This is a genomic window from Algoriphagus antarcticus, assembly GCF_002150685.1.
Taxonomy (GTDB): domain Bacteria; phylum Bacteroidota; class Bacteroidia; order Cytophagales; family Cyclobacteriaceae; genus Algoriphagus; species Algoriphagus antarcticus.
This window is the reverse complement of the sequence record NZ_MSSW01000002.1, coordinates 96,180-111,174: the sequence shown is the minus strand read 5'-3', so window position 1 is coordinate 111,174 and position 14,995 is coordinate 96,180. Positions and strand designations below refer to the sequence as shown.

Annotated in this window: 15 protein-coding genes, 1 tRNA gene and 1 pseudogene; 8 read left to right on the top strand and 9 right to left on the bottom strand. The window is 40.5% G+C overall.

Features of this window, described 5'->3' with window-relative positions; genetic code table 11:
* The first annotated feature begins 180 nt into the window (after positions 1-180).
* Positions 181-254 (top strand) — tRNA-Arg (locus BVH04_RS01635).
* A 257-nt stretch (positions 255-511) separates the two neighbouring features.
* Here the strand turns inward: BVH04_RS01635 and BVH04_RS01630 are convergent.
* The 4 genes and pseudogenes from BVH04_RS01630 to BVH04_RS25995 all read right to left on the bottom strand — a co-directional run.
* Positions 512-1,270, bottom strand: a pseudogene (locus BVH04_RS01630) (type I restriction endonuclease subunit R, EcoR124 family); the annotation flags it as partial.
* A gap of 24 nt (positions 1,271-1,294) precedes the next feature.
* Positions 1,295-1,927 (bottom strand): restriction endonuclease subunit S, encoded by a 633-nt coding sequence (locus BVH04_RS01625; protein ID WP_086539590.1) that lies wholly within the window; start codon positions 1,925-1,927, stop codon positions 1,295-1,297.
* Entirely contained in the window at positions 1,927-2,949 is a 1,023-nt protein-coding gene (locus tag BVH04_RS01620) for a type I restriction-modification system subunit M (protein WP_240510795.1), read from the bottom strand. Before BVH04_RS01620 ends, BVH04_RS01625 begins: the two co-directional genes overlap by 1 nt.
* A 331-nt stretch (positions 2,950-3,280) precedes the next feature.
* Positions 3,281-3,478, bottom strand: coding sequence for a type I restriction-modification system subunit M N-terminal domain-containing protein (locus tag BVH04_RS25995; protein ID WP_240510794.1), 198 nt, complete (start codon positions 3,476-3,478; stop codon positions 3,281-3,283).
* 303 nt (positions 3,479-3,781) lie between these two features.
* Here BVH04_RS25995 and BVH04_RS01615 point away from each other — a divergent pair, with 303 nt between their 5' ends.
* Positions 3,782-4,042 carry a YgdI/YgdR family lipoprotein gene (locus tag BVH04_RS01615; protein ID WP_086539589.1) on the top strand — a complete coding sequence of 87 codons (261 nt, stop codon included), beginning with the start codon at positions 3,782-3,784 and terminating at the stop codon, positions 4,040-4,042.
* Here the strand turns inward: BVH04_RS01615 and BVH04_RS01610 are convergent.
* From BVH04_RS01610 to BVH04_RS01600, 3 genes are all read right to left on the bottom strand, one after another.
* A complete protein-coding gene (locus BVH04_RS01610) occupies positions 4,039-5,409 on the bottom strand; it encodes a glycoside hydrolase family 140 protein (protein ID WP_086539701.1) in 1,371 nt (456 codons plus the stop codon). The genes BVH04_RS01615 and BVH04_RS01610 overlap by 4 nt on opposite strands.
* A gap of 99 nt (positions 5,410-5,508) precedes the next feature.
* Complete coding sequence (gene yidC, locus BVH04_RS01605; protein WP_086539588.1) at positions 5,509-7,314, bottom strand: membrane protein insertase YidC; 1,806 nt, start codon at positions 7,312-7,314, stop codon at positions 5,509-5,511.
* Positions 7,315-7,355: 41 nt separating this feature from the next.
* Positions 7,356-8,972 carry a CTP synthase gene (locus BVH04_RS01600; protein WP_086539587.1) on the bottom strand — a complete coding sequence of 539 codons (1,617 nt, stop codon included), beginning with the start codon at positions 8,970-8,972 and terminating at the stop codon, positions 7,356-7,358.
* 263 nt (positions 8,973-9,235) lie between these two features.
* Between BVH04_RS01600 and BVH04_RS01595 the strand changes: the two genes are divergently transcribed.
* Both BVH04_RS01595 and BVH04_RS01590 read left to right on the top strand, forming a co-directional pair.
* Positions 9,236-10,012, top strand: a complete 777-nt coding sequence (locus BVH04_RS01595) for a hypothetical protein (RefSeq protein ID WP_086539586.1) — start codon at positions 9,236-9,238, stop codon at positions 10,010-10,012.
* A 128-nt stretch (positions 10,013-10,140) separates the two neighbouring features.
* Positions 10,141-10,545, top strand: a complete 405-nt coding sequence (locus tag BVH04_RS01590) for a hypothetical protein (RefSeq protein WP_086539585.1) — start codon at positions 10,141-10,143, stop codon at positions 10,543-10,545.
* A 64-nt stretch (positions 10,546-10,609) separates the two neighbouring features.
* Here BVH04_RS01590 and BVH04_RS01585 read toward each other — a convergent pair whose 3' ends face one another.
* Both BVH04_RS01585 and BVH04_RS01580 read right to left on the bottom strand, forming a co-directional pair.
* On the bottom strand, positions 10,610-11,017 hold the full coding sequence (locus BVH04_RS01585) for a hypothetical protein (RefSeq protein ID WP_086539584.1): 408 nt from the start codon (positions 11,015-11,017) through the stop codon (positions 10,610-10,612).
* Positions 11,014-11,637, bottom strand: a complete 624-nt coding sequence (locus tag BVH04_RS01580; protein WP_140160501.1) for an RNA polymerase sigma factor — start codon at positions 11,635-11,637, stop codon at positions 11,014-11,016. The genes BVH04_RS01585 and BVH04_RS01580 overlap by 4 nt, the downstream gene beginning before the upstream one ends.
* A 56-nt stretch (positions 11,638-11,693) precedes the next feature.
* Here BVH04_RS01580 and BVH04_RS01575 point away from each other — a divergent pair, with 56 nt between their 5' ends.
* The 4 genes from BVH04_RS01575 to BVH04_RS01560 all read left to right on the top strand — a co-directional run bounded on the left by BVH04_RS01575 (position 11,694) and on the right by BVH04_RS01560 (position 14,932).
* A complete protein-coding gene (locus BVH04_RS01575; RefSeq protein ID WP_086539700.1) occupies positions 11,694-12,029 on the top strand; it encodes a DUF6249 domain-containing protein in 336 nt (111 codons plus the stop codon).
* A 269-nt stretch (positions 12,030-12,298) separates the two neighbouring features.
* Positions 12,299-12,769, top strand: a complete 471-nt coding sequence (locus BVH04_RS01570) for a hypothetical protein (RefSeq protein WP_086539582.1) — start codon at positions 12,299-12,301, stop codon at positions 12,767-12,769.
* Complete coding sequence (locus BVH04_RS01565; protein WP_086539581.1) at positions 12,766-14,199, top strand: CCA tRNA nucleotidyltransferase; 1,434 nt, start codon at positions 12,766-12,768, stop codon at positions 14,197-14,199. The genes BVH04_RS01570 and BVH04_RS01565 overlap by 4 nt, the downstream gene beginning before the upstream one ends.
* Positions 14,200-14,221: 22 nt before the next feature.
* Positions 14,222-14,932 (top strand): tetratricopeptide repeat protein, encoded by a 711-nt coding sequence (locus tag BVH04_RS01560; RefSeq protein WP_086539580.1) that lies wholly within the window; start codon positions 14,222-14,224, stop codon positions 14,930-14,932.
* Positions 14,933-14,995: the final 63 nt, after the last annotated feature.

The window sequence follows — 14,995 nt, the reverse complement described above, 5'->3', positions numbered from 1 at the left end:
AAATTGGTTTACTTATAATGCATTCAATGCGGGCAAAAATAGGAAATCCCAGAGGATTTACCCTTTTTTTGATCTTAATTATTCTTAAGGTGGAACGTTGGTCAACCTATAAAATTGTAAATTTCTTATGCAGGAGAATTTGGATAAAATCGAATTTTAAATACCTTTGCATTCCAATTCGGCTTCGTAGCTCAACTGAATAGAGCACCTGATTACGGCTCAGGAGGTTTCAAGTTTGAATCTTGACGAGGTCACAAAGCTCAGCATTTATGCTGAGCTTTTCCTTTTTTAGGACTTTTGCAGCTTAGGAGGTTTCAATCCGCGATAGCAATCGGGATGAATCTTGACGAATAGACAAAGCCCAGTTCCATGGGTGAGCTTATTCTTTTTCAGGTCTTTTCCAGTTTGGGAGGTTTTCAATCCGCGCTACTTATCGTTATAGGTATGAATCCTGACGGGGTTACATAGCAAAAGCTTCATAGGTAACTATTGAGCTTTTTTGTTTTTAAACTTACGCCGCTGCCGATATCCCATTAATAAAAGTCTCCACAAAGTCCATGATTTTGGTCTTCACGCGTTCAGCAATTGATTTACGATCCCTAAGCGATGGCCTCTTCGTCATCATTCCGATAATATCATCTCGAAGTGGTTCCTTTTCGGTGTATATGAAGTCACCGATCACCTGCTCCAACTTTTCCGCATCCAGTGATTCTTCCTCACTCAGATTTTTGATGGCATCCACGCGTTCCTTGGTCCAGAAGTTCAAGAATTCCTCTGGGATGTCTTCTGAATCTTCGATCACAGGAAGGGTCTGATTGATGAACTTCTCGATCAGCTCCCGCTTGCTTCTGAGCTGGGACTCTCCGACAATGAGTTCCACAATTGCTTTTTTCTGCTTCTCCCGATCTGCTGGAGCAGCGTCTTTCAGCTTTGCCAGAAGTTTCAGAATGTAGGTGACATTAATGTCGTCACGATGGATGAGCTCCAGCTCAAAATCTACATCGTTCAGGATGGCTTGATTGATGGCACCTTTAATTCTTGAAACTCCAACTTCTCCGCTCGTTGCTCCATATATTGCAAGAAGTAAGTCACCTTTTTCCACCAATTTTGCCGAGGAGTTATTCAATCCTTCATCTTTGAGGAAGAGTTCAGTTTCGCTTGAGTTTATTTCTCCAGATCGGATAAAGGGAATGTCTCCACCGTAGAATTTGGGATTGGAAGACGAGGGAGTTCCTCCTGAGAAAACCTTCGCCACCTCCCCCAACTTCTTCTCTTTCCAGTCCGGGAATACCGATCAATCGTCTTGTTTGAAGCGGATTTGGCGGGAGAAAAGCTGCTGCATCACTCCCTTCTTGTAGGCTTCTAACTTCTCCTTTTTCTGCTTCAGCAAGGCAATCCTTCTATCCACAGCTGTCAGAAATGTGGCGATCTTTTGCTGTTCGGGGAGAGTGGGGAAATTAAGTTTTGTTGAAATTATATCACCCCTTGTCAAGCCAGGGATCATATTTCCGCTTGCAAGAGCTACATAGTAATTTCTGAGGGCATGCAGCCTTTGAAAGAGAAAAAAGGTGTTTCCTTTTGATGTTCTTAGAGCCATTAGTTGTCTTCCAATAGAAACTTCCGGAAAACTTTGAATCATCATTGATCCTACACCACTGCCTTTAACAGTGAATAAAAGATCTCCATTGAGGGAACTTCGGGTTTGTTTAATACTCCATTTGGTAAGTAAGTCTTGATCAGTAGTAAAGTCTGAAGGGCCTGTGAAGTAAGGGGTTGATGCATCGCTTTCCTTAATATTCGAGTATTGATCAGGATTTAAGTGTTGACCTGAAACTAGTTGGAATTGCTCTCCAATCTTTGAAGTTTTCCATTCTTGAATAAATTCAGGAAACCTCAACTTCGGCATGTTTCTTTTTTCTCTCATCATCAAAAAGGAGTTTTGATTCCCAGTTCCTTGCAGAATCCGATCAGCGACACTTCGTTGGATTTCAGTTCTGAGTCCAGCTGTACCAGTTCTTCGGCTACTTCATCAAGATCGATGGCATCTTCCTCTTCGAAGGTGTCTACATAGCGAGGGATATTGAGGTTGTAGTCGTTTTCGGCAATTTCTGCCAGTGTGGTGACAAAGCTGTATTTGTCCAGAGTTTCTCGTTTGCGATAGGTTTCCACGATCAGCTCCACGTCTTCTTCGCGTAGTTCGTTCTGGTTCCCCACCTTAATAAAGTGATCTGCTCCACTGGCATCGATAAAGACGATATTGTCATTTTGCTCACGGCATTTCTTCAGTACCACGATGCAGGTGGGGATAGTAGTGCCATAGAAGATGTTTGCTGGAAGACCGATCACCGCATCGAGCACATTCATTTCTTGGATCAGGTATTGGCGGATTATGCCTTCGGCTCCTCCACGGAAAAGTACCCCATGCGGGAAGACGCTGGCCATGATGCCATTGTCAGCCAGTTGATGGAGCATGTGCTGCATGAAAGCGAAGTCTGCTTTGGTCTTGGGAGCAAGTCTTCCGTATTGGCTGAATCGCGGATCATTGCTATACAATGGATTATCGTCTCCTTTCCAGTGTGCAGAAAAAGGTGGGTTTGCTACGATGGCTTCGAATCTATGATCCAAGTGCATGGGGTTTTCCAGCGTGTCTTCCTGCTTTATATCGAACTCTCGGTAGTGAACTCCATGTAGGATCATATTCATCCGAGCCAGGTTATAAGTGGTGCGAGTCATTTCTTGGCCGTAGAATTCACTGACTTTGGCTACTCGGAGTAGGAGAGAGCCAGACCCACAAGTCGGGTCATAGACGGATTTGAGTTTTCCCTTCCCTGTGGTGACCAACTTGGCCAAGATTTTTGAAACCTGTTGTGGGGTGTAGAATTCACCAGCTGTTTTCCCTGCTCCTGCAGCAAACTTACCGATCAGGTATTCATAGGCATCACCTAGCACATCGGATTTGATGTCTTCCAGCTTAAAGTCAATCTTGTCCAGTTAATTAAGGATTTGGGAGATGACCGTGTTTCTGGCACCTACGGTTCTACCGATTTTGGTAGAGTTTAGGTCTAAATCGTCGAAGAGGTCGTTGAAGTCCTATTTTGATTCTGTTCCCATGGTACTTTGCTCGATATGGTTCAGGACTGCTTTAAGGTCTTCGAGAATGTAGTTGCTTTCGGTTTCTGTATCAGCTTTCCCTCTGGCTGCAAGTGCGGAAAAGAGCTCGGTAGGAAGTATCCGAGGGTTTCCAAAGATTCTCCTTGATAGCATCCAAGAGTTCGGGGTCTTATAGTTTAGTGAAGTCAGTCACCGCTTCCCCTACCAAAAGGGTATTGGCATAGATGTACTGTTTTTCTGAGAGGTACTTGTAGAAATTAAATTCTAGGATGTAGTCACGGTAATCGTCAGCAGAGATTTTGCCCCGTAGTAAGTTTGCTATTCCCCAGAGTTGTGTTTCCAGCTGGCGTTTTTGATCTTCAGACATTTAGTTATGTTGAGGTTGATGTACTTGAAAAACTTATTCCGATTTGATGCAGCATAAGTGCCAGTGGCTGATCATCGAAAAAATGTTTGGTTGCTTAAAAATAGGTTTTTCGGTGGAAAGTCAAACCACCGTGGAATAAAAAAGACTTCTCGGTATGGAGGGCTTTCAAGTATTTCATCTAGACTTCTATAATCTTATTCCCGGTCGTCCCTGAAGAAAATCAAACTTCCAAGTTTCCTTTTTTAAAGCAAAGACGCTCATTCTGGTTTTTGTTGGTTATTTTTGAGAACCCTGTTTTAATCAATGAAAAAACCAATTCGAAATTCCATTTTCAATTTACTGCTATCGCTTTTAATACCAGTTTCGATCTCTGCCTGCGACACCCTCCAGGATGTCAATGAGATCAATGGGCCTTGCACCATTATCTTGCCGGATGGGAGTACCATCATTTCAAGTGGTAATATCGAGATCCAGAAAAAAACAGGTACGATCACTTATCGAGACGAGGCTGGCAAGCTTTGGTCGCTGTTCATGGATGATTACCAGAGCTATACCTGCAATTAATCCACTGATTCCAGTATCAAAACCCAGTCATTCCCTCTTCCTTGACTTGGAGGAATTACCGTTGTTTTACTCGTTTTTGACACTTTCCCAACCGGAATTTTTACTCCAGTCCGCGGATCATACCAAGCCCCCAAAAGTGAGTTTCCTGCCAAATTGCTAAGATTAAGATTTGTCTGATTTCCTGCGGGGAAATAGAGTAGGGCATAGCTTCCATCCACGTCTCGAGTGGCAGCTACGTAGTATTCATCATCTACTTGAGCAGATGCAATGAGTTCCTGAGCTGGAATTCTAGTGAAAAAAGGGAATTCAAGAATTAAATTCTTCAAGTGCTTCACTTGATTAGCAACTTCCAGATCTAGCGACAAATTCCAAGGCTTCAGAGGGGCATTTATTGGAGCTTTATCCAAATCATACATTTGCCATACAGCATGGTCCCCATAGGTCTGACCTGCAGCACCGGCAAATACATTCCAATACATGATTTTTCTAATGTCGGTGGCTTCGCTATAGCCTTGATTTTTGGCATCAAAGCATTTTGGATGCTCCTCATACATGGGTTCTCCGTCCACAGTTGGCTTTTTTGGAGTGAGCGCCAGATCATGAGCGATTTTTTGGTAAGTGGGCTGATTGGGACAGTGACCTGTTTGATGCATATTGAAATCCATCCATGATTCCTGGTGAAACCAATTAGAACTTCCACCTGGCTCGGTGGGCTGAGGGTGGAAAGTCATCAATTGCTTGTTGGCGGGAATCTGCGTTTCTTGAATTCCCTTGGCCATCCGATTCCACACTTCTATATCATTTGTGTCCTTTCGAGGATTTCGATCTCCACCCAAAACCCAGATGATGTTTTGTTGATTGGAATATCGCTTTCCGATCCATTTGCCAAAGTCATATGCCGATTTGGAATTGAAAATCTCAGGCCCTGTTCCCCAAGAAGATTTATTTAGCTTATCACCCCAAGTAGGAAGCAAAGCAATGTGAATATTACGCGCTTTTGCAAGGTTGAGTACCGCATCCACATGTTTCCAATAGGCTTCATTTGGTTTGGAATATTGATCATCCAAAAAAGGGGTATCTCCATTTGCGTTGGGGTCGTTGAGGCCATCGAGTTCGGACAAAGCCACCGCTTGGACCACGTTGAATCCTTGGCTCGCGCGTTTATCGAGATAAATTTTGCTTTCCTCCAGATCCAACCGATGGAATAATTCCCATGCGGTATCCGCCATCCAGAAAAACGGCTCACCTTCAGCGTTAGTGAAATAACGTTGATTTTCATGAATTTGAATAGGTCCTGTGATTTGCTGTGCAAGGAGGATTTGACTGAATAGAAAAAGTAATAATAAAGTGCTGAGTATTCGTTTCATCTGGAATAGGTTTGAATAAGTGAAAGTCAAATGTGAAATCAATTTGGTCATTCAAAAAAGTAGAAGCAAAAAAAAACAGCCCGAAGGCTGTTTTTTGAATTATTTTTTGCGACTAGTATCGGAAGCTTTCATCGCATCTTCCAGTTTTTGCTGGAATTTTGATTTCTTTTTGTTTACGTTCTTCGCTTTGCTCTCTTCCACTTTTGCACGGATTTTCTCATCATCTACAAATAGTTTAATCATAGCCTGTTGACCGAATGTCACCATATTTGACACGAAATAGTAGAAGCTCAATCCAGCAGGGTATGAATTCAAAATAAACATAAACATTACAGGCATGATGTAGCCCAAATTTTTCATTGGTCCCGTTGCCGTGGTCAGTTGATTATTAAAATGAGTGTAAACAATCTGTGATACCGTCATCAGTAACGTAAACATACTCACGTGCGATCCATAGAAGGGAATCGTGAATGGCAGATTGAAAAAGGTGTCGTAAGTGGAAAGATCAGTAGCCCAAAGGAAAGATTCCTGGCGAAGTTCGATTGCATTTGGGAAGAAAAAGAACAATGCAAACAAGAATGGCATCTGAAGCACCATTGGAAGACAACCAGAGATTGGGCTCACTCCCAATTTCGAGAAGAGCTTCATTTGCTCTTGCTGCATCTTAGTTGCGTCATCTCCGTATTTCTCTTTCAGCTCATCGATTTCAGGCTTGATCACACGCATTTTCGCCATTCCTATGTATGACTTATAAGTAAGCGGGAAAAGTGCCAGCTTGATCAGGAATACGATGATGATGATGATCACGCCGTAATTGGTGAAGAACTTCTCCAGGAAGGCGAAAAGGTTAACGATAATGTACTTGTTTACCCAGCTTACAAAGAAGTAACCCATGTCCACATTCTCTTCAAATCCTTCTGTCACTTTCTTAAGAGTTTTGTATTCGTCTGGACCGAAATAGTAAGTGAATCCAGCCTTACCATCCTGAAGAGGGATAGATAGGCTTGTCGACATGGTACGTACGATAGTGCTGTCCTCTGGTGTACTTTGAGTGATGGATACATTTTGAAAGTCTGTATCTGCAATCATCGCTGCGGTGAAGAATCGCTGACTAAAACTCACCCATTTCACCGGTTCAGCTATAGTTTCCTGCTCTAAGTCATCACCAGCTCCCAGATTGTCAAAAGATCCAGAAGTAGTATAGTAATTAAGTCTAGCCTGTCTTCTGGATTCTGCCAGGTTACTTTCTTGGGTAGTTACTTGATCTTCCCAGTTGAGTGCCAGTGTATTTCCAGTAAATATTCCTTGGTAGCGATCTATTTCGAAGGATTTCTGCACTTGATAGCTGCCGTCAGCTAAGGTGAAAGAGTGGATGATTTGACCACTTTCTGTCCCCGCTTTTAACGTCAGTGTCTGCGTTTCTACACCTTCTTCATTTTGGCTTCTTTCTATTGAAGATGTGAAATAAAGGTCATTCAGGTCTAATGGGCCATTCTTGCTTTCGATGATAAAGTCCATTTTCGAACTTTCCTCATTGATAAGTTCCAAAGGCTCCATATTCCAGCTTTTGTATTCTTTTAGAATTACCTTTTTGACTTGAGCACCTTTAGAGGAAATTTCCACCTGTATCAGGTCGTTTTCAAGAGTAAGAGTTTCTTCTTCTCCTACAGTCATGCTTGCTAAAACACCATATTTTGCAAGTCTAGCGGCATCTAGTGTACTATCGTTTTCAGAAATATTCTCTGTACTTGCCGGTTGGCTTGCAGGATTAGATTGAATCGATTCTGATTGTGTGGTAGTTGCTGTTTCCACTGCAGGGATCTCCGGCGTGCTCGCAAAGAAAAGCGAATAAATTAGGATGACGGCTGCAAAAAGAATCAAACCAGTTGCTTGATTTCTGTCCATAAAGATTAATCGTAAACCCGATAAAGAAGATTCGGGGAGTTTTATTTAATTTTTTTGTCCACAGCCGCTTGGATGAATTTCACAAAAAGTGGCTGAGGGGTAAGTACTGTACTTTTATATTCTGGGTGGAATTGAACCCCAACGAACCAAGGATGGTTTTTGATTTCCACGATTTCTACCAAACCTGTCTCAGGGTTTTTACCGGTAGCAATCATTCCATTTTCTTCCATTAATTCTAGATACTCATTGTTAAATTCGTATCTATGTCGGTGTCTCTCTTGGATTTTGGACTTTCCATAAGCCTGATATGACTTGCTTCCTTTTTTGAGGTCACAAGCATACGAACCCAATCGCATGGTTCCACCCATTTGATCAATATTTTTTTGTTCTTCCATCAATCCAATGACTGGATTAGTGGTTTTAGGATCCATTTCAGTACTGTTCGCGTCCTTCAAGTTCACTACGTTTCTAGCGAATTCGATCACAGCTACTTGCATTCCAAGGCAAATCCCCAGAAAAGGAATATTGTTTTCACGTGCAAATTTAACGGTCTCTATTTTCCCTTCAAAACCTCTTTCTCCAAACCCTGGAGCCACTACAATTCCGTCTAGATCCTTCAATTTTGAAGCGATGTTGTCGGAGTTGATTTCTTCGGAAGAAATCAGACGAAGATTTACATCGCATTCTATAGACGCACCAGCGTGTGTGAATGATTCTATGATGGATTTATATGAATCCGGAAGTGAAACGTATTTTCCAACCAAGCCGATGGTAACTTCCTGAGTTGGGTTTTTAAGCTTTCCGAGGAAATCTTTCCAGTTTTCAAGGTCTGTATTTTCTTTGGATGTAAGCTTCAGCTTAGTCATCACACGCTCATCCAGTTTTTCCTTTTTCATTAATAAAGGCACATCGTAGATCGAGTCGGCATCCATTGCTTCGATCACGTTGTTGAGTTGTACGTTGCAGAAAAGTGCGAGCTTTTTCTTCACGTCAGAAGGAAGGTGATATTCCGTTCTACAAACTAAGATGTCCGGCTGAATACCCGCTTCTAGCAGTTGCTTGACAGAGTGCTGAGTAGGTTTGGTTTTTAATTCTTGGGCAGCTTTGAGGTAGGGAATCAAAGTCAGGTGAATAACCAAGAAGTTATTTGGACCAAGATCCCATTTGGCTTGTCTTACTGCTTCAATGAATGGAAGGGACTCGATGTCACCTACGCATCCACCGATTTCGGTAATTACCACATCATATTTTCCTTCTTCACCCAATTTGTAAAAATTGGCTTTGATTTCATCAGTAATGTGGGGAATGACTTGAACAGTCTTTCCAAGGAATTCGCCTTTACGCTCCCTTGTGATCACATTATTATAGATCCTACCGGTAGTGATATTATTATCCTGAGAAGTAGTGATGTTCAAAAAACGCTCGTAGTGTCCCAAATCCAAATCAGTCTCAGCACCATCGTCAGTCACATAGCATTCGCCGTGTTCATAAGGGTTTAGAGTCCCAGGATCAATATTCAGATAAGGATCAAATTTTTGGATGGTTACTTTGAAACCTCTGGCTTGGAGCAACTTGCCTAGAGAAGCTGCTATAATGCCTTTGCCGAGAGAGGAAGTAACTCCTCCGGTAATAAATATGTATTTGGTGCTTGAAGCCATAAGAATGGGGGAGGGTGGATATTTGATTGGATTCTTATGGGGCTCAAAATTATGGAAAAATTCCCGATTAATGGCTTTTTGAATAGGAAATAGATCAGTTTTCTCGAATCCTCTTCAATATTGGTTAAAAGTATTTTGTGACAATTCGTGTCAATAGTTTTGATCATTATGGGTATGATAGTAATTTTATAATGATTCGAAGTCGAGTTCTTTCAAGGCTTTGATCTGGTTTTTACTTTCCTTTCAGTTAAACTAACTAGTATATGTACTCCTTACGCAGAGAAATTGTCCTTGTAAATGAAATCGGGAATGAGCAAAATTGCAAGCAACATAAATCACATCTTGATGATAATAAGTGTTTTGTCTTAGATCCAGTTTTCTTGTATAGTACATTAGATTGGACAAAGTTTGAAGATGACCTTGATGTGCTAAACTCGGTTTATGCTATGTTGTTTGATGAGTTTGTGATCGCTAGGAAGAGGCTTTTATGTTATTGGCCTAATGAGGATTTTCATGACCATGGTTTTATTAAGCTAAGCGAATATTGTCGAGCGTCCAGAATAAATATAGAAGTAGGTGAAGTAAATCATCATTTGGCGAATGAAGATAAAATGCTTCCTGAATTTGAAGGATTATGGAAAAGCTTCATTTTGTTTATCGTTGAATCATTATGTGAAGATGTTAAGGTGAATGAAGCCATAGAGGATATAGGAACTTTGAAATGCGACAGCGAGAGTGTTTGGATTTTCAGTATAAGTGAGAATGACATGATTCACTATTCTTATTTAAAATCTCAAGTTGCATTGTTTGGGTTTAAATCAGAATCAGATTTATCAGAAATGATTTGCAGCGAGGATGCCGTACTTTTTTCAAGTTTTAATGAGCTTGTGAGTTCACTCCAAAGTGAAATTGATATAAAAAAATTTAGTGCTAACTTTTCTAATAGCGCACTAGAAAAGCAGTATTATCGTGCTTTTTGCCAAAATTTTCAATCGTCTAATCTAGTACAACAATGGATATCTACCTACTCTAAGAATTAGAAAGTAGAGGGCCACAAGTTTTTATTTGTTAAAATTGGTTTTTTTTTATCACTTAATTTTATCTTAAGGTTAATTATTATATATATTGCACGCGAGTTTGAAATAAATAATAATTAACGTATAAGAATATGAGAGATTTAATCAAAGACGCTATTGCTGACCTTAAGAAAGGTGATGGATTTATTTATGTTACCGCTGACGGTAGCAAGATTGATTTGCATGACGCAGCTAGCAAAGGAATAGCAGTTACACCTGTTAACCCTAAAAACCAAGTAATTAAAAAATTGGAAGCTGCTGGACTTCATTTGAATGACGGTAAATTCTTGAATGAATTGAATGAATTGATTTCACTTGTTACTGGAAACGGTGTCACTTCAAAAACCTCTAAACGAAGAACATTCTCTGATGCTGAGAAAAGCAAAATCGTAGAAGAGTGGAAAAAAGTAGAAGCTGCAGGTAAAAAAACCAAAGCAGCATTTGCTAGAGAAATTGGAGTTGGTTACCAAACGTTTATCAATTGGTTGAGAGGTTAACCCCTTTTTACAATAACAAAAAAAAGGCAGCTGTTAAGCTGCCTTTTTTTGTTTTATTAGTTAGCTACGAAACTTGCCAATTTTTAAATGTGGTGATTACGGCAAGAAAAGCCAATAAAATAAAGACCACTAACGATTGAATTACTATGGAGGATAGGTTTATTACAGGTAATGAGATTTTCGGTAGTGAAATAGCTAGATCAGGAATAGAACCTGCTGGTACTTGATCAAATAAAATTAAAGTATTCTCTCCAGAAGGTAAGAATAGTAGTACGGAGATCACTACAGCTGTAATAGCACCACCGATTATTTTCCAGGCTAAAGATGAGATTACAGGTCTGTAGTCTGCTGCTGTTCGATTGCTTTTAAGTCTTTTTAAAATAGATTTGTTAAAGCCCGCAGAAGGGTTTTCTGTTCCCACCTCAGTGATGAACTGTCGGATATATATGTCTTCCTTGCTTAGATTTTTCATAGTAGATGAATTAATTCACTTTTTGTGATAGTTCTCAATGATTCCAAAAGATTCTTTCTTCCACGATGCAATAGTATTTTGACATGCGAGCTAGTCAAGCTCATAATTTCTTCAATTTCTTTAATACTTTGTTCTTCTAGGTAAAACAAAGTTAGTACAGCTGATTCTGCGGGTTTCATTGTAAAGAGAGCTTGCTGGATAAGTTCTTTTCTTTCGATTAGCTGAAGTGACTTCAATCCGTCCAAGTAATCAATAGAACCGCTAGCTAGCTCAGGTAATTCATCCAATTGTATGGTATAGTTTTTTGATTTTCTCAACCTCCCCAGAGCCTCATTATATACGATCTTGTATAGCCAAGTAGTAAACTTAGAATTTCCCTCAAAGGTTTTTAAAGAATGGAATGCTTTCATGAATGCATCTTGAGCTGCTTCTTCAGCTTCTTCTCTATTTTTCAGAACACGCAGGGCCAGAGTAAATGCATATTTTTCATGCTTTAGGATCAATTGTCCATAAGCATTCAAATTACCCTGAAGGGTTTTCTCTATATAGTGGTGGTCTTCCTGGAATCGCATTTTCACATTGGATGCAAGTACCTGAAAAAAAGTTACAGTTTTTTCCACACACTTGTAACCTTTTCCCTGAGTACCTACATCCAAGAAGAAAAAACAAACAGGACATGGCAGATACTATCTTAGTCGTACTTATTATTTTCTCCAGCATTTTCGGAGTCATCTTCACTTTCTTGACTACACGAAATAAGGAAAGGCTCGCACTTATAGAAAATGGTGCTGACGCAAAACTCTTCAACTCAGGCAAAAAATACAGCTTTGGCCAATTTATCCTGAGTATTGCACTTCTAGCTATCGGCGTTGGTGCCGGGATTCTATTTGGTGCATTATTTAGACAAAACGGAATGGATGATGGAGTAGCGTTTTCAGCCTGTATATTTATTTTCGGAGGGATTGGCCTTATGGCTAGCTTCTTTGTCAACAGGAATTTAACTGAGAAATAGGATTTATGTCTTGCCTGAAAGATTCTCAAAACCTCTCCTTAAAAGGATGGGTTTTTTTTGGTTTTGTGAGTATACGCTAATTGTCAAGTAGGTACTTTGTACAACGGTAAAAACCGGGATACGCTGGATTCTGAACTTCCTGGGTCTTCCAGCCCATTCCCTTGGGCAAATTCGTCCACTGGCTGAAAAGCGTATATTCATATTCGGTTTACACGCTTTTGCCGTCTGCTCTCATTTTTCTGATTATTTTTGTGAAAAAATAATTCACCTTGGATCACGCACAATTATTATCTGCTTTTAGGGAAAAAGGAATTTTGCACCTGAAAGAAGGAAACGGGAAAGTAATCACTTTCATGAAAACAGAGCTTTGGAAGCCTGAGATGGGTGAAGATTGGACGTTTTTACTTTTTGATTTATTCCAAATCCGTACGATTTGTGAGCCTTTCTCGGAGGTCTCGCTGGATATCGTAGAATATGCAAACAAACCAACTGTATATCATAGTCCAGCAAATCGCATCATTAAAAATGGGCCTATAGTGGACGGAGTGCTGAAGTTCAGTCTGATCCTAGAGCCCAACTGGAATAAATTGCTATTTCAGATTTCTCAGCCTGTGGTTGTGAAAATAGACACTAACGAAACTACTTCACACCAGACACCTATCTTATTTCCACTTTTGAGTCCTAGTACCAAAGAGATGTTTTTGGGACCTGATGGCGATGTCAAAATTCTTAAGGGATGAATTTCAAATCGCATCTTGATGAATTCGAAGTCTTTAAGAAAGTTGCAAAAGCTGCAGCCAATTTGGGCATAGAAACGTATGTGGTCGGCGGATATGTGAGAGATCTGATTTTGAAAAGATCGTGCAAAGATATTGACTTTACCTGCGTTGGAAGTGGTATTGAATTAGCGAAGGAAGTTGCTAACCAATATGATATCCACGTGCCTCTATCAGTTTTCAAGAATTTCGGTACAGCCATGCTGAAACTGGAAGATTTGGAACTGGAATTTGTAGGTGCTCGTAAAGAGTCTTACCGCTCAGACTCCCGTAATCCAACCGTGGAAATAGGCACACTGCAAGAAGATTTGGAGCGAAGGGACTTTACGATCAATGCCATGGCAATTTCTTTGAACGCTGCTAATTATGGTGAATTGCTAGATCCCTTTAATGGACTTTCTGATATTAAGAAGAAGTTGATTCTTACCCCGCTTGATCCAAATGTCACCTTTTCTGATGATCCACTTCGTATGCTTCGTGCAGTCCGATTTGCGGCTCAGCTGGATTTTGATATTGATGGAGATACTTTTCATGCATTAAGTGAAAATGCGCATCGCTTGAACATCATCTCCGGAGAGCGGGTGATTGTGGAGTTGAATAAGATTATTCAAGTGAAAAAGCCTTCCTACGGTTTCAAATTGCTGTTTGCGGGTAAGTTACTCCAGGAGTTTTTTCCAGAAATGGTGGAGCTGCAGGGCGTAGATTCGGTGGATGATAAATCGCACAAGGATAATTTCTATCATACCCTGCAGGTGTTGGATAATGTCTGCCTGATGAGTGATGACCTGTGGCTTCGCTGGGCTGCTATTTTGCATGATATAGCTAAGCCAGCCACCAAGCGCTTCAATAGCAAAGTTGGCTGGACATTCCACGGGCATGAAGATAAAGGTGCGCGCATGACCCCAGACATATTTCGCAGGATGAAACTTCCGATGGATGAACGAATGAAATATGTTCAAAAACTAGTGAAGTTGCACCTTCGCCCCATCGCACTGGTGAAAGATGAAGTGACAGATTCGGCTATGAGAAGATTGCTTTTCGAAGCGGGTGACGACATAGATGATCTGATGAAGCTTTGTCGTGCAGATGTCACTTCTAAAAACAACAGGAAAGTAAAACGATACCTGGAAAATTTCGATAAAGTAGCACAGAAGCTAATTGCAGTGGAGGAGAAAGATCAGGTCAGAAACTTCCAGCCGCCCATCTCAGGAGAGGAAATCATGGAAATTTTTGGTTTGGAACCTTCTAAAATCGTCGGAGATATTAAAGAAGAAATTAAAGAAGCTATATTGGAGGGTAAAATTCACAACAATCCTGTACAGGCACGAGAATTTATGCTAGAGATTGCCAAATCCAAAGGATTGTCTCCAGTGTTAGATCGCCCAAATTCATAAACTAAATCAAAATTCAATTCAAATGAAGCACGTATTATTCATGCTGATTATGGCCCTTTGTGCCAGCACAACAATTGCCCAGACTGCCGACACCGCTTCTGTAGCTAAGCTCGATCCAAAACTAAAGAAAACATTGAATGCTTCAGATCAGGCCGCATATCAACTGGCTTTACGATTCAATGATATAGGTGTTGCCAAAATGTCACTTTATAACTTGATCGTCAGAAATCCGGAAGATCTACGATATGTAGAGATGTTGGGATCGGTTTATTACGAGGCTGGCCAATCGATGTCTGCTGCATTGGTTTCCATGGAAGTATTAAAAGTGAATGACAAGAGTATCCAATCTTTGGAGATTGCAGCTAACTCCTTGGAGCAGGTTGGAGCACTGGAGAAGTCTCTTCCCTATTTCGAAAGCCTTTATTTACTTAGTGGAGATAATTTCAGCCTTTATAAATCTGGTTTTATCCAATACAGCCTAAAGAAATATCCTGAGGCGTTGAACTCTATGAATATTCTGGTGAAAAATGCCAAGCCTGATGAGAAAGTAGGTTTCCCAAAATCTCAGGTTGAAACGCAAGAAGTTAGTATGAAAGCTGCTGCGTTGAACCTAAAAGGAATGATCTATTTGGATCAAGGTTCAAAGATTGAAGCGAAAGCTGCTTTCGAAGAAGCTATTTCTCTGGATCCTGAATTTGATCTTGCCAAAGAAAACCTTGCAAAAACAAATTGATCAACTCAACCCCTGATTATGAAACCGGCATTTATGTCGGTTTTTTTTTGTCATAATGAATAC

Excerpts from the sequence above, each read along its gene's own strand:
- BVH04_RS25995 (WP_240510794.1), bottom strand. The coding sequence starts at position 3,478 with ATGTCTGAAGATCAAAAACGCCAGCTGGAAACACAACTCTGGGGAATA.
- BVH04_RS01595 (WP_086539586.1), top strand. The coding sequence starts at position 9,236 with ATGTACTCCTTACGCAGAGAAATTGTCCTTGTAAATGAAATCGGGAAT.
- BVH04_RS01585 (WP_086539584.1), bottom strand. The coding sequence starts at position 11,017 with ATGAAAAATCTAAGCAAGGAAGACATATATATCCGACAGTTCATCACT.
- BVH04_RS01575 (WP_086539700.1), top strand. The coding sequence starts at position 11,694 with ATGGCAGATACTATCTTAGTCGTACTTATTATTTTCTCCAGCATTTTC.
- BVH04_RS01615 (WP_086539589.1), top strand. The coding sequence starts at position 3,782 with ATGAAAAAACCAATTCGAAATTCCATTTTCAATTTACTGCTATCGCTT.
- BVH04_RS01625 (WP_086539590.1), bottom strand. The coding sequence starts at position 1,927 with ATGATGAGAGAAAAAAGAAACATGCCGAAGTTGAGGTTTCCTGAATTT.
- BVH04_RS01610 (WP_086539701.1), bottom strand. The coding sequence starts at position 5,409 with ATGAAACGAATACTCAGCACTTTATTATTACTTTTTCTATTCAGTCAA.
- yidC (WP_086539588.1), bottom strand. The coding sequence starts at position 7,314 with ATGGACAGAAATCAAGCAACTGGTTTGATTCTTTTTGCAGCCGTCATC.
- BVH04_RS01565 (WP_086539581.1), top strand. The coding sequence starts at position 12,766 with ATGAATTTCAAATCGCATCTTGATGAATTCGAAGTCTTTAAGAAAGTT.
- BVH04_RS01560 (WP_086539580.1), top strand. The coding sequence starts at position 14,222 with ATGAAGCACGTATTATTCATGCTGATTATGGCCCTTTGTGCCAGCACA.
- BVH04_RS01600 (WP_086539587.1), bottom strand. The coding sequence starts at position 8,972 with ATGGCTTCAAGCACCAAATACATATTTATTACCGGAGGAGTTACTTCC.
- BVH04_RS01590 (WP_086539585.1), top strand. The coding sequence starts at position 10,141 with ATGAGAGATTTAATCAAAGACGCTATTGCTGACCTTAAGAAAGGTGAT.